Raw genomic sequence first — 14240 nt, forward strand, 5'->3', positions numbered from 1 at the left:
TTTAGAACACTAAATATTTCAAATTTACTGAAAATTACCATTTTTTTCATTGTCAATCTTCCCATTTTTTACTAGACTACTAATTAGCCGCCGGGGCCAAAAGGAATAGCTATTTCCAAATTCTATGATCAAAAGGGGAAATTGTAATTATGTCGAAAAAGAAATTAGTCAGTTTAGCACTAGGTACTTCTCTTGTATTCAGCGCATCCTTTACAGGTGCGTCCGCATTCGCCCAGTCTTCAGATTCTATTACTTCGAAAATGGAAATTCATCAAAAGGTCATGAACATAGATAAAAAAGGACCTAGCTTCTTATCTGGGAAACTATCAAAAGGTATTGTAAAGAACGATAAAGACGTGAAAAAGTTCATGAAAGATAATAAAGAGCTTTTCGCCGTCGATCCACATTCTGAACTGACATTGCTTGAAAAAACAACAGATGATCTTGGAATGTCTCACTATAAATTCACTCAATCAGTGAATGGTGTACCAGTTGACGGAGCCATCTTCATTGTCCATACAAATAAAAAGAATGAAGTGACGGCTACAACGGGTCAACTTTATAAAGAAGCTTCTAAAAAAGTAACTAAGACTAAAACTAAAATCAATCAAAAATCAGCTACGGATCTTGCTTGGAAGCATATCGGGCTATCTAAAGCAGACACAATGACAGGAACTCAAAACGAGTTCGCCATTGATGCGAAGAAAGACAGTCATGTTGATAGTACAACCGAAAAGAATGATCTCGTCATTCATGAGAAAGACGGAAAGTTTACTCTTGCGTATAAAGTGCAGCTTCAATTCATCGAGCCTTACGGGGCAAACTGGCAGATCTTTGTTGATGCGAAAGACGGATCCATTGTCGAAGCGTATAATGCTGTAGCAGATGGAGCTACGACAGGAAGCGGCTACGGAGTTTTAGATGATTATAAAACTCTTAATACTTATTCTGCAAATGGAACGTATTACTTATACGATGTGACGAAACCAATGAACGGTGTCATTGAGACGTTTACGGCTCAAAATGGGTCAAGCCTTCCAGGGTACTATTCAACTGACAGCAATAACTCTTGGACTGCTTATTCCCAAGCGGCTGATGTAGATGCCCACGCTTATGCCGGTAAAGTCTATGACTATTATAAAAACACACATAACCGCAATAGTTTCGACAATAACGGAGCGACCATCCGCTCTACAGTCCATTACGGATCCAACTACAATAATGCGTTCTGGAATGGTTCACAAATGGTGTATGGTGACGGGGACGGATCTACTTTCACATCCCTATCAGGCGCACTGGATGTCGTTGCACATGAGCTGACTCATGCCGTGACGGAACGTACTGCTGGATTACAGTATCAATATCAATCAGGTGCATTGAACGAATCGTTCTCTGATGTATTCGGCTATTTCTTAGATCCAAGTGATTACTTAATGGGTGAAGATGTCTACACTCCAGGTATTTCAGGAGATGCCCTGCGCAGTCTTTCAAACCCTTCTAAATACGGTCAACCGGAACATATGAATAACTATGTGAACACATCTTCCGATAACGGTGGGGTTCATACTAACTCCGGTATCCCGAATAAAGCGGCTTACAACACGATCTCAAGCATCGGTAAAACAAAAGCAGAGAAGATCTACTACCGTGCGCTGACTGTTTACTTAACACCAACAAGTAATTTCAGTTATGCTCGTGCGGCTCTTCTTCAATCAGCTGCTGACCTTTACGGCAGCGGAAGCTCTACTTACAATTCCGTTAAAGCAGCATGGGATGCTGTAGGAGTTTATTAATTCATACGAAAGATATGACAAAAGCCGTCCTTCTGGGCGGCTTTTTGTCATGCTTACTCATTTTGCTAATATCTTAAAAATACTTAAGGTTCAACTTCAGAGAACCGATATAATGAATATAGGTATATTTTCTCATTTCTATTTGTTGATCAAGGAGGGATGTTCATGTTCGAACACCTATTTATTAATCTGTGTGTCTTTATCTCATTTCTATATTTTGCCGGGATTGTGATGAGAAACCCGCGTAAATCCCCCATTCCCTCTCCTTTATTGATGGGCATATTCTTTGGGATCCTAGGGCTCGCTCTCATGAACTTTACTATCCCCCTGAATCATAATAGCATAATGGATTTGAGACATTTGGCAATCGTCACCGCTGCCGTTTATATCGGTTGGATTCCTGCGCTTCTGTCAGCATTCATCATTACGACAGGCAGGATCCTAATGTTCGGGATAAGTACCCAGGCGGTCATAGCCGCAATCGGGATGCTCTCTATCGGCACCATCTGCGGCTTCATGTCCCGTCTGCGGATCGGTAACCTGAATAAGCTTCAATCGATGAACACCGTAAGCTTGATTATCATATTTGTAGCTTTAGTCAAAAACATCGGGATTTCAGAAACCTTAAAGGTCTATCCGTATCATTTTTTCACTTCCCTTGTGGTCGGTTTCATTGCATACTTTATCGCCGAGCAGATTAAGCGTTCAAATGAGCAATATCATCTGCTGGAACAGAGCGCGACGAAAGATTTTCTCACTAGCCTTAATAACGTCAGACAGTTTGATGTTAGTTATAATGAGGCCCTGAAACATGCAGTGGAAAGAAATGAAAAACTTTCGTTACTGCTCATTGATATCGATCATTTCAAGAACGTAAACGATACATTCGGTCATCATGCAGGTGATGAGGTTCTGAAAGAACTTGGTAAAGTATTGAAGCACCAATCCAGGAGCTTTGATATAGTCTCAAGGAATGGTGGAGAAGAATTTAGCATCCTCCTTCTGGATTGCCCCCATAGTCATGGGATGGTGATTGCGGAAAGGATCAGAGGAGCTGTTGAAAAACATCCATTTTTCATTTCGGAAGAAAAAATGATCCGTATTACGATTTCAATTGGAGTGTCCACGTTTCCCGATACCCTTTCCCAGGATGGTGAGGAAATCTTTGAACAGGCTGATAAGGCTCTTTATCTCGCGAAGCGTACAGGCCGAAATAAAGTATGCGATTTTCAAATGGTTCAAGCCATACATTGATAAACCGCAACAGCATTCAACACCTTTTCCCAGGAAATGATGTTGAACACTGTCCTAAATAAACGAAAAGGAGAAAAGAATCGACTCTTTTCTCCTTTTCTTATGATTACTGTTACCGCCTGATTTTCACATAGACGCCATTATCTTGTTTTTATAATCTAATCCAAGTCCCGTATGTAAGCACTCTACAGCCGACTGTACGTCTCTTTTCTCCATCACTGCGGTCACACTAATGGAAGATTCGCCGATCAATTTCACTTTCACAGCGTTTTCCAATAACATCCTGCATACCCTTATCTTAATCTCAGGCCTTCCTTTCAAATTCCTGCCGATCACCGAAACTTTTGAAAGGTTGCTTCGTTCTTCGATACGCGAGAACTTCCATCTGCCTTTCCCTTTCTCTAAGATGAATAATACCTCTTGAAGGTCTTCCTCCTTAATTAATACGGACAAAGTGTTTCGGCAACTCTGTGTATAGACATCCCCCTGAATATGACGGGATGCAAGCTCACACATGAATGATTCCCGGAACTCTTCAACGTCATCACAATCGAATATATCAACTCTATGAATCGCTTTTTCAAATGTGATGCCGGTCACAGGGCTTGCTTCATTCTGCTTTACCTTTCCATGGATGAGAGTTCCGGTGACATTTTCAAAACTTGATTTTATATACAGTGGAATTCCGAATCTCTTTGCATGTTTCACTGCTCTTGGATGAAGCACGCCCGCTCCCATGACAGCTAAATTCTGCATGTCTTCATACGAAAGGGAAGTGATTTTCGATGCTTTTGGAACAAACCTGGGATCAGAGGTATAAACTCCGTCGACGTCTGTAAAGATATCACACCGATCTGCCTTTAGAGCAGCTGCAAGAGCAGCTGCCGTTATATCGGATCCTCCTCTTCCCAAAGTGGAGATGTCCCCATCCACCGTTACGCCTTGGAAACCTGCCACCACAACCACTTTCCCATGATCTAATTCACTCCTGATACGCTTTGTATCAATCGATTCTATATGAGCATTCCCAAGAACGGAATCCGTTTGAATACCAGCCTGCCATCCGGTGAAAGAAATCGCCTCCACCCCTCGTTGTTGAAGAGCCATGGCAAAAAGGGATATGGCGACTTGTTCTCCTGTTGAAAGGAGCATATCCCTTTCTCTCTTACTTGGTTTCGTGGTGATATCACTCACGAACTTTACAAGAGTATCAGTGGTTTTGCCCATCGCAGAAACGACCACCACCACATCATGACCTTTTTTCTTTTCCTGTATGACTTTCTCTGCCATTCGTTTTATTCTCTCGGTAGAACCGACAGAGGTACCACCGAATTTCTGAACAATTGTACTCAATTGACGATCCTTCTTTCTATAAGGGAATGAATGAGGGTGATTGGCATCAATTTGACCCAACAGTCCGATTTAATCGAAATGCAGCCAGGGCGTTTGTGACTTTCCCGAATTCGGAAGCGTGGGGGCGGTCATCGTCATCAGAATAACCGTAATCCACCATGCGATTTCGGTTCAGGCATAGTTTGGTAAGTTCCGGTTTAAAGAAGTCAAAGAGCTTAAATCGTTCTTCCAATTGCGGGAATCGAGACTGATAGTTGAGTATCGCATCGGCAAGAAGACTCCAGAATGTTTCTTCTTCCATCAGCCCATTATTCTTTAGCAGATTGCTCAAATATCTCAGGTGACAAATAAAGAGACCCGTGAAGATGAACTGAGTCAACCCTTCTGGCGGCTCTGATCGAAGGACCGCCTTAAATTCAGACGACAATCCTTGCAGCTCTGGAAAATCCTGATCTGAAATATTGACGTCATCGACAAAATCTTTAATCGCTAAACGGTGAGGTTTCGCATCCTTTAACACGACAATCGTATTTTGTCCATGTGGAGAGAATACCGTTCCGTATTGATAAAGATAATGAAGGAGAGGCTCCATGACGACTTTGAAAAATTGCTCCATCCATTCTTCCGTGCTGAGCCCTGACTGGTCTATCAAACTCTCAACATATGGTTTATGGTGATGATCTTCATACAATAAGGCAGCCAGGGTAATCGCTTGTTCCCCTTCTTCTAAGTACGTATAAATGCTTTCTCTCCAAATGGCTCCGAGCATCTCCAAGTACTGGTACGGCGCCTCCTTTAATTGGGTATAATATGGGTGGTTTATGTTCATACTGGCATTTTCCCCCGGTAGGATGACCCGACATTCTTCTTTTAAGAAGTGATCCTTTTCTGCCATTCCTTTAATGAACTCGGTCACCTTAGGAGCGATTACGGTTCGTTCCGATGGCAGTCCCCGATACACTAGTGTGTTCAAGATACTCATCGGAAGCTTTACATGATGCTTATCTTTGTTTGTTATGTTCACAAATGTTCGGATCGATTGTTGAGGAAGATAGCGGTCTTCTCCCTTCCCTAGCGGAATGATTCGACCCATGGCCAGTTCCTCAGGAAAATTCTGAACCAATGTGTTTTTCCACTGCCATTCGTGTACCGGCATGTAATAGTATTGCGATGGTTCGCTTCCATGTTGTTTGACCATCACATCAAAACGTATTCGTTCTTCTTCACTCAGTTCACTCGCAATCAACGCTTCATAATCCAACCCTTCCACAGATTGAAACGATGCCAGATCTTTATGGACGGCAATCCAGGATAGCTGGATCTCCTTTTGCTGTTCAGGAGCGAAGGCAAGGTAATCATCATATCCGAACCCGATTCTTCCTTTGTTGTATGTAATCCACGGGTGGCCGGTCATATAGCCTTCAAGGCTTGCGTAATCTTCATGAATCAATTCGTCCGATGATTTCGCTTCTTTTTCAAGAAGATGGGCATCTGCTATCAACGTGCTGTTCATTTCCTTGATTAAATGGCCCGCCGTTTCAGATGACATTCCGATCACATCCTGAAGATCGACCAATAATTCTATGGCACTGTCTGCTTCCTTTCTCCCATCATTCTCAACGATATAGATCGTCGTCCATTTCACATCGAAACTATCAAACAATCGTTTTTGTGCGATATAGTGATAGTGCTTTGACTCCGAAACCTGAAGGGAGTATTCGATATTCTCTCCTTCTTCTGAAAGGATGTTAGGCTGGATCATCTTTTCATACATATACTCTGACAGCATTTTGCCTATCAGTTTTTTGTTTACTTTCTTCCAGCTATCACTCTTAAATACACGTTGTATTTCTTCATTAAATAACATACTTATCCCTTCTTTCTTTTAGTCTATGTTCTATTGTGGTATCAGAAAGGAACGGGAACGGAAGCCGTTTTCGTTCCAAAGGTTTGAAACACATTTTTCATCTGAACCGGATATACGTCTCTTCCTGTAATCGTATTGATAATGATGGCGTTTCGGTGGGCACCGAGCCCCAAATCAGGTGCTCCGACACCATGAGTATGCATCTCACCATTTTGAATAAAGATGTCACCCTCACCCTCTACATAAGTCTCCAGTCGATAGTCTTCTTTCACTTTGTATCTGCCATTTTCATCCCAGACAATCGACTTTTTCATTTCCGATAGGAACCCTGGAAATGCAGGCTTGTAACCAGTGCCAAGGATGATCACCTCTGCTTGATCTACGAAATGTTCTTCCTTGATCCGATGATAACCATGCAGTTCAAACCCTTTTCCGTTTCTTTCGATTCCGACGATTTCTGTCATGGCTTGCAGTTCAATATTCGGCACATCGCAACCTACAGTTCGTTCATATAAAAGATCGTAAATTTCGGCGATCGTATCTGAACTGATGCCTTTATAAAGAAGATCCTGTTCCTTTAGGAGCCGATCCTTTTTCTCCTGGGGAAGCTGGTAAAAGAAGCGGGTATAATCGGGTGAGAAATATTCAAGGCCCAGTTTTGAGTATTCCATCGGGAAAAAACCTTTTGAACGGGTATACCATTGAAGCGAGAATTCATGTTTCTCCTGCTCTTTTGCCACATCCAGAAATACTTCGGCGGCGCTTTGACCTGATCCGATCACGGCAACGGATTCCGCTTCTGCACATACTCCTCTCTTGGATACATAATCTGCACTGTGAAAGACGTTTTTCCCGAGGATACTTTGAAATGCTTCAGGTACGGATGGAACCGAACCGATACCAAGGACGAGATGCTTCGTAAACAAGGTCTCCGTTTGTTGAAGCTCATCATTCCATACGGTGACTTCATACACATTGTCCCCACTCCCCAAGGAGACTGGGACAACCTTTTGGACATCCATCCCGAATCGGCATGTGTGTAACTGTTCGCTCACCCATTGACAGTAATGGTTATATTCTTTTCGCGGGATATGAAATTTTTCCAGAAAATAAAAGTGATATAAGCGGTTATGTGCCTCCAGATAACGTAGAAAGCTGTAATCACTTCGCACGTCGACCATGCTGACTAAATCCGCAAAGAACGGCACTTGTAAGGTCGTTCCTTCAATCAACATGCCAGGATGCCAATTGAAGGCTTTCTTCTTTTCTAAAAACACGCTTTTCACTTCAGCTACAGGGTCCAGTAAGGCTGCTAATCCAAGGTTAAACGGTCCCAAGCCGATGCCTATGACGTCATACAACTCATTGGTTGTCATTGTAGAATCCTTCATTCTGCCACCTCTTTTCAAATTCGCTTCTCTCACAAAACATAAGCAGTCCGGTTTTGTCAGGAAGATCAATGTGCTTCACAGCTTGAAACCCGCACTTCTGAAACACATGGATCATTTTGTCATTACGAATATCCGGTTCAGCCACAACTTTTGTCGTCTCCCTTTCTTGAAACTGAAACGAAACCATGGCCCTTAGCAATGGAAGGGAAAGTCCTTTACCGAGATACTCCTTTTCCCCAATTAACAGGTGGACACCTTGATCATAAGGGGCAGACGAATACGTTTCCTCGATCACATCGCCTTTTACCAAGTAGGCTTCCCAGTAACTCATCGGCACTCCATCGAGATACCCTGTATAGAGGGTTTGATGGGAATCTGATAAAGCTTTTTTCAAATGGGATTGAAATTGGTCTAATGGAATATTCAGGTTCCAGAATGGATGGACGTGATCCTCCATCATCCATTTGTGAATAAGCACCGCATCCCGGTCAAAATCAACTTTCTTAAATGCAATCGTCTTTTGAATTTCTTGATCATACACTTTGAAGTCATAGGACATGATGGATTTCCACCTCTTTGGCAAGGGGGTTTTTCACCATCGTATAGACTGATTGAGCCTCCATCGGACCGACTAGTTCGTCCATATCATAGAATCGGGTCAATAAGTTCGCCTTACACGGAAGGACCGGTTGATATAATAAGCTGCTGAGAAGATTGGAATCCTCCCCCCACTGCTGTTCATGAATCTCGAGTCTTTCTTTGACGAGATTCATCAGCCTTTCTTCTTCAATAAGGTCATTTGCCCCGAAACCATTGATCAGCCCGAATAAATGGTTAAAGAAAAAGTAATAGCGTAATCGTTCTTCTGCGACTTCATCAGCACAAACCGTGTCACTCTCTTGATTCAAGTCAGGGAGCAGTTTTTTAAGCTTTTCCACTTTCGATTCACTGAAGTAATATCCCTGATTATCTCGATAATAGAAGGTTTCAGGGTAGCCATTCTTTAGTTGAATCACCGAGTTCTGCTGATGAGCTTCAAGGGCGATCCCGTATGTGTGGAACAACCAGATCATCGGATCCAGAGTCAGGGATAAGTATCGATCGAACCAATCCAGACTTACTTCCTCAAGACTCCTACTTTCTCTTTGCGCTATCCCTTCCATGATGGACTGTATCCTCGGTTTCCCTCCATAGGCATGGTCTTGGCATAGGGCTGCAATCAAGCTGGTCCCTCTACTCTTTTCATAGAAAGGGTTTTCCCTGATGACCAGTTCAAAACCTGAAATGTCCTCTTTTAGGTCCACGTTTATGTATGCAGGATCCTTGATGACGATAAAGTCTGGGAACTCGCTGTTAAGGCTCTTTCCTATTTCCGTTTCTAGTAATCTTGAAACCTCAACTCCCCTGGCTAGCTCTTTCTTTTGATTGACACGGAGAGAGTTTGTGATTTTGACAGGTACTGAGAATTTATACATATAGCGCGAATCGCTGCTATAGACGGTTCTGAACGACGACGTCGCCGTGAAGTGCTTCCCTAGGGGACCGATATATTCCATACGTCTTTCTTCCATCAGGCCTTGTACTTTTTCTTTTTTAAGTAGTGTATTTACTTGAAGGGGATGGACAGGAAGCAATACGCGTCCATTCTCTTCAATCATCTCCTGCAGCCAATTCGGATCAACCCCTGGGGCATCCTTTAGTTCCTCAAAAATAATGGAAGATGCAGATTGGGTCGTACTTGAATCCTGCTCTACCAATGAAAGATCTACACTAAAATAATGAAGCTGAAATTCCCCTTTATTTTCAGGTGAATACGCAAGATCTTCTTGGTCGGTCAAGCCCTGCTTACTCTTCGGTGTTGGATGTAGCATATGTCCGAAAAGAAGGGATTGCTCTGCATCAATATAATCAAACTCTTCATCCGAGAGTGCCTCACCATCACCAACGCGACTTTCAACATAGTTTTTTATACTTCGACAGCTCAGAATCACTCTTAAGAGAAGTTCATCTTCTGACCCTTGATTGCCCTTATCCAGTAAGAATTCTTTTACAACAAGGGCTGTAAGGGTCACATAGTCAAGTGGTTTCATTTCGCTTTCCCCTACTCGATAATAAAGGGGAAATCCGAAGAGATGGCGATCGGTAAGTGACCAGTATGCTACCGGGATAATCAGTTCAATCTGTTGCAGGGCTAATCGAGAGACGATGACTTTCTCGAATTGCCCAAGTGATGAATGATGTTCATAGCTGCTCTCTTCAGAATAGTTCCCTGTTTCCCTCAAGTAACAATTAAGAAAGCTTTGCATCGTTGCGTGTTCCGCAATTTCATTAGAATGTATCAAAGTATGCTCCTCCGTTTACTAATTCATCTCCGATTTCTTCAATCTCTAGTAGAAGAGAATGAATATCTCCCGGCTTCGTTCGTGGATTTAATAAGGTCAATTTCAAGTAGGTATGACCCTCAATCACCGTTTTCGCAATTACTCCTTTTCCTCTATAGAGGAGTTTCTGCTGGATCAGCCGGTTTAAGTGATGGATATCCATCCCCATTTCCAGCCTTCTAGGCTGATAGCGAAAGATGACTGTGTTGATTTCCGGAATCGGGTTCTGAATAACGATGTTCTCCTGTTCTTCCATATAAGCAGCTGTGTACCTGGCAAGCTTGATCGTTTCATCAATCATCTCTCCAAAAAGCTGGGTTCCCACTGTCTTAAGTGATAGGAACAGTTTTAACGCATCAAATCTCCTCGTCGTTTGAACCGACTTATTCACCAGATTTAAGATGCCCTCTCTATCGTCTTTCACAGGATTCAAGTAGTCAGCATGATACGAAAGATGACGGAAATGCTTCTGATCCTTGACGAGGAATGCTCCGCAGCTGATTGGCTGATAGAACAACTTATGGAAGTCCACTGTAATGGAATCGGCCTCTTCCAGTCCTTTTAACTTGCCGGCATGGGCGTGGCTCATCATCAGACCGCCGCCATATGCTGCATCGATATGAAGCCACAAACCGTGGTGACGGGCAATCTCTGCCAGGTCCACCATCGGATCGATGCTTCCAAAATCGGTCGTTCCACAAGTAGCAACAAGGGCAAAGGGTAATAGTTGATTCTGTTCAAGATTCCTGAGTGCTTCTTTCACTTCCTCAACGCTCATCCGATGATGTTCATCGGTCTTGACCGTCACTATCGCGTTTTCCCCTAAACCCAGTTGGGAAGCCGCTTTCTTGACTGTAAAATGAGCATCTTCTGAACAAAGGATCCTTAATCGGTTAAAGCGTTGGGGTAAACCATCCCTTTGGACGTTATGATTCCATTTCGCATGACAGAAGGCATCGCGTGCCAACAGGAGCCCCATATAATTAGATTGTGTTCCGCCACTTGTAAACACACCGCCGGATGTTGCCGGAAGATTTAGTTTTTCTGTCAACCACTTCACCATTTCCTCTTCCACATAAGTGGCTGCTGTACTCTGGTCCCAAGAATCCATTGATTGATTGAGTGCAGCGATCATCAATTCCGCTGCCACTCCCGGAAGAAGCGGAGGACAATGTAAATGAGCCATGCTCTTCTGATGGGAAATATGAAGACTATTCTTCAGAATCGGATCACCGATTTCATGAAGGACGTCCTCAAATGATTTTCCTTCCCGTGTAAATGTCATGATCGGTTTGATCTCATCTTTTATCACATCGGGCATTTTCCCGATAAAAGGCTGCCCGGTAGAAGCATATAAGTGTTGGAGCTGCCGGCTGACTCCATCGACCATCTCATGAAAAGCCCGGAGTCCTTTTTCTCCTTGATGCAGGAAAAAGGAGTCCATGTTCTGATTGATTTCTTTATCCATTGTTTTCATTTTCATGATTTCACTCCGTAAGAGAAGCTGTTATGGCTTCTTTGAAAATAGTCACCACTTCATCTACTTGCTCTCTTGTGATGATCAATGGCGGAAGAAAACGGACCACGGCACCATGTCTTCCTCCCACTTCAAGGATCAATCCCCGTTTGAAGCATTCACGTTGGATGGCACTCGCTATTTCTGGATTAGCCGGTTGACTTCCGCTCGCTGATCGGGGTTTAGAAGGATCAATGATCTCCACTCCTATCATCAGTCCTCTACCTCTTACATCCCCTATCTCAGGGAACTCCTGTTGAAGATCTTTCAAGGAAGAAAGAAGTCTTTCTCCCATTTCCCCTGCATGAGCAGCCAAATTCTGCTCTTTAATGAACTTTAAAGTGGCTGTCCCTGCTGCCATAGCCATTTGATTTCCCCTGAAGGTGCCGATATGTGCGCCCGGTTCCCACGCATCAAGATCACGATCATATATCACGACGGAAAGCGGCAGGCTCCCCCCAATTGCTTTTGAAAGGACAAATACATCCGGTACGATTCCAGCATGTTCAAACGAGAAGAGTTCCCCAGTACGTCCGATTCCCGTCTGCACCTCATCGATGATAAGTGGAATCCCCCGCTCTTTCGTGATTCGTCTCATTTCCTGGATCCATTCGATCGGCGCAGGAACGGAGCCTCCCTCACCCTGTACCGTTTCAAAAATCATAGCGGCAGGTGGCAAAATGCCACTCTCGGGATCGTCAAGGAGATTCTCGATGTACTGGCTGCTAATGCGGTGACTGTCCTCTCCACCTATTCCGAATGGACAGCGGTATGTATAGGGATAAGGCATGAAATGTGTGTCCGGCATTAATCCTTGAACCTTCTTCTTCGGACTGAGATTTCCACTGATGGACATCGTCCCATGTGTGGCGCCGTGGTACCCGCCTTGGAAGGTAAGGATGCTTTGCCTTCCGGTTGCCGTCTTCACTAATTTCAACGCAGCCTCGATGGCATCACCGCCTGTCGGCCCGCAAAATTGGATTTTCGCGCGATTACGAAATCCTTCCGGTAACGATGAGAATAGTTCATTCACAAACTCTTCTTTCACAGGAGTGGTAATATCTAACGTATGTAAGGGCCGTTTATCACGAATCACTTGCTCCATCGCCTCAATAACCGTCGGATGATTGTGTCCAAGGGCCAATGTTCCCGCTCCCGCTAAGCAATCCAAGTATTTGTTCCCTTCCATATCCGTTACATAAATGCCCTCCGCTTCTCTGATGGCAAGAGGTATTCTTCTTGGATAAGATCTTGCATTCGACTCCCGTCTCTCTTGTTGTTCCAGTAATTCTTTATTTGAAATGGCATGTTGTATCGTCATCATTACATCTTCCTTTCCTGGTAGAATGGCTTTTGCTTTCAACGACATCTTAATTGATAATGATTATCATTGTCAATAGTAGTTGATAACTATTCTCAATTATTTTCAATCTCTACCAGGTCATTTGTATGGATATCCGTTTTTTTCTAAGAATTTCCTGATGGTTGTGGTGAAAGGGAGGTTTTTTCCAAAACCGCCCTCCATTTACACTATTACGTAAACGATAGGAATCAGGTATATTTACACAGTGTCAAAAATAGGATAAAAGTCGGTATGAACAGCTTTTCTGTGATCATAATTGAATGCACAAAAATACACCGGAACTAAAAATCTCCGGTGTATTTCGTACGTTATTTACTTTCGCTCCAACGGCAATGTCATGCACCTGATTCCGCCTCCACCTTTCTCCAATTCATTCACATCAACTTGTATAATCTTCTTCCCTCTTACTTTCGGATGCTCTTTAAATATGCTCTTATTCGCTTTCGTACTCACTAATAGGGTTTCCGGATCCAGATTCAGAAAATTGATATCCGCCACTGTGTGTGTCACATTATCCGTCCACAGAACTTCGAATCCTTGCCGCTTTATAAAGTCTTCCATCATCACGTACTTTGCGCCGTTTTCGCTGACGACTTGTACAGGGAAAAGGCTCATATAACTTTTGGCAATCAGAAGGTCTTCCCCTGCAACATTACAATTCATATCCAAGTGCATCGTTTCACCGGTCCGCGGTAAGTCGATGATCCCTATTTCCGAAAACCCAGCCAGAAAGATTTTACTCTTCAGTGCTTCAATGCTCTCAATACTGGATCTCATTCCGGTATTTATAAAGACGGCGTCCCTGTTCAACACAAATACATCCCCATTTTCCAATGCTTTCAATGAGTTATTGTCCTTGATCGAAAATGTCTTCTCATCAAACCATGATTGAAACAACTCATGACTATGGAAATACTCGGGTGCTCTCATCGTAATGCCGGCATCACCAGGAATGACTGTGTTCCCATAAACGCAAGCCAGATCTCTTACAAATACACGATTGATAAGCTTATGATTCAACTCCCCAACCTCATCTGGAAGGTGTTTGGAGTAATCGATGACTCGCACACCCGTATCCTCCATCGCACGAATCATCTCTTCATGGTTTGCCTTCGCTTTCACCTGGTTAACCGGTTTCTCCCATCCGACGTAATCTGCCGTTCGTTGGTCGGGGACATCCACGGACGAAGGCGAGCAGACCATCACCGTTTTTAATTCTCCATGTTCATTCCAGCAATTCGCATTGATCTTTATCATCAGCCAGCCTCCTTGAAAATCAGTCTTCCTTACTTTCTCCTTTCCCATGGAAATCATTCCGGCCC

10 protein-coding genes are annotated in these 14240 nt (G+C 43.4%); 2 read left to right on the forward strand and 8 right to left on the reverse strand.

Annotation, left to right across the window (positions count from 1 at the left end; translation table 11 throughout):
- The first annotated feature begins 149 nt into the window (after positions 1 to 149).
- Together LCL96_RS20185 and LCL96_RS20190 are read left to right on the forward strand one after the other, a co-directional pair.
- Positions 150 to 1793: a M4 family metallopeptidase gene (locus LCL96_RS20185; protein ID WP_224944729.1), complete on the forward strand. Its 1644-nt coding sequence runs from the start codon at positions 150 to 152 to the stop codon at positions 1791 to 1793.
- Positions 1794 to 1958: 165 nt separating this feature from the next.
- Complete coding sequence (locus LCL96_RS20190; protein WP_224944731.1) at positions 1959 to 3047, forward strand: GGDEF domain-containing protein; 1089 nt, start codon at positions 1959 to 1961, stop codon at positions 3045 to 3047.
- Between the two features lie 126 nt (positions 3048 to 3173).
- On the opposite strand, the gene LCL96_RS20195 is transcribed toward LCL96_RS20190, so the two are convergent.
- The 8 genes from LCL96_RS20195 to LCL96_RS20230 all read right to left on the reverse strand — a co-directional run bounded on the left by LCL96_RS20195 (position 3174) and on the right by LCL96_RS20230 (position 14175).
- Complete coding sequence (locus LCL96_RS20195; protein WP_224944733.1) at positions 3174 to 4400, reverse strand: aspartate kinase; 1227 nt, start codon at positions 4398 to 4400, stop codon at positions 3174 to 3176.
- A gap of 46 nt (positions 4401 to 4446) precedes the next feature.
- Positions 4447 to 6267, reverse strand: a complete 1821-nt coding sequence (locus LCL96_RS20200) for an IucA/IucC family protein (protein WP_224944734.1) — start codon at positions 6265 to 6267, stop codon at positions 4447 to 4449.
- A gap of 41 nt (positions 6268 to 6308) precedes the next feature.
- The gene (locus LCL96_RS20205) at positions 6309 to 7658 is read right to left on the reverse strand and encodes a lysine N(6)-hydroxylase/L-ornithine N(5)-oxygenase family protein (RefSeq protein ID WP_224944735.1); all 1350 of its coding nucleotides are present in this window, start codon (positions 7656 to 7658) and stop codon (positions 6309 to 6311) included.
- Complete coding sequence (locus tag LCL96_RS20210; protein WP_263628266.1) at positions 7630 to 8217, reverse strand: GNAT family N-acetyltransferase; 588 nt, start codon at positions 8215 to 8217, stop codon at positions 7630 to 7632. The genes LCL96_RS20205 and LCL96_RS20210 overlap by 29 nt, the downstream gene beginning before the upstream one ends.
- Positions 8207 to 10000, reverse strand: a complete 1794-nt coding sequence (locus LCL96_RS20215; RefSeq protein WP_412103618.1) for an IucA/IucC family protein — start codon at positions 9998 to 10000, stop codon at positions 8207 to 8209. The genes LCL96_RS20210 and LCL96_RS20215 overlap by 11 nt, the downstream gene beginning before the upstream one ends.
- Positions 9987 to 11522: a pyridoxal phosphate-dependent decarboxylase family protein gene (locus tag LCL96_RS20220; protein ID WP_224944736.1), complete on the reverse strand. Its 1536-nt coding sequence runs from the start codon at positions 11520 to 11522 to the stop codon at positions 9987 to 9989. The genes LCL96_RS20215 and LCL96_RS20220 overlap by 14 nt, the downstream gene beginning before the upstream one ends.
- Positions 11523 to 11526: 4 nt before the next feature.
- Positions 11527 to 12876 carry an aspartate aminotransferase family protein gene (locus LCL96_RS20225; RefSeq protein ID WP_224945080.1) on the reverse strand — a complete coding sequence of 450 codons (1350 nt, stop codon included), beginning with the start codon at positions 12874 to 12876 and terminating at the stop codon, positions 11527 to 11529.
- A 354-nt stretch (positions 12877 to 13230) separates the two neighbouring features.
- Complete coding sequence (locus LCL96_RS20230; RefSeq protein WP_224944737.1) at positions 13231 to 14175, reverse strand: arginine deiminase family protein; 945 nt, start codon at positions 14173 to 14175, stop codon at positions 13231 to 13233.
- Positions 14176 to 14240 lie beyond the last annotated feature (65 nt).

This window comes from Rossellomorea aquimaris, from assembly GCF_020172085.1.
Lineage (GTDB): Bacteria > Bacillota > Bacilli > Bacillales > Bacillaceae_B > Rossellomorea > Rossellomorea aquimaris_E.

Bases quoted from the DNA above. Each gene is read 5' to 3' on its own strand.
- LCL96_RS20220 (WP_224944736.1), bottom strand. From the start codon at position 11,522: ATGAAAATGAAAACAATGGATAAAGAAATCAATCAGAACATGGACTCC.
- LCL96_RS20200 (WP_224944734.1), bottom strand. From the start codon at position 6,267: ATGTTATTTAATGAAGAAATACAACGTGTATTTAAGAGTGATAGCTGG.
- LCL96_RS20210 (WP_263628266.1), bottom strand. From the start codon at position 8,217: ATGTCCTATGACTTCAAAGTGTATGATCAAGAAATTCAAAAGACGATT.
- LCL96_RS20225 (WP_224945080.1), bottom strand. From the start codon at position 12,876: ATGACGATACAACATGCCATTTCAAATAAAGAATTACTGGAACAACAA.
- LCL96_RS20185 (WP_224944729.1), top strand. From the start codon at position 150: ATGTCGAAAAAGAAATTAGTCAGTTTAGCACTAGGTACTTCTCTTGTA.
- LCL96_RS20205 (WP_224944735.1), bottom strand. From the start codon at position 7,658: ATGAAGGATTCTACAATGACAACCAATGAGTTGTATGACGTCATAGGC.
- LCL96_RS20230 (WP_224944737.1), bottom strand. From the start codon at position 14,175: ATGATAAAGATCAATGCGAATTGCTGGAATGAACATGGAGAATTAAAA.
- LCL96_RS20190 (WP_224944731.1), top strand. From the start codon at position 1,959: ATGTTCGAACACCTATTTATTAATCTGTGTGTCTTTATCTCATTTCTA.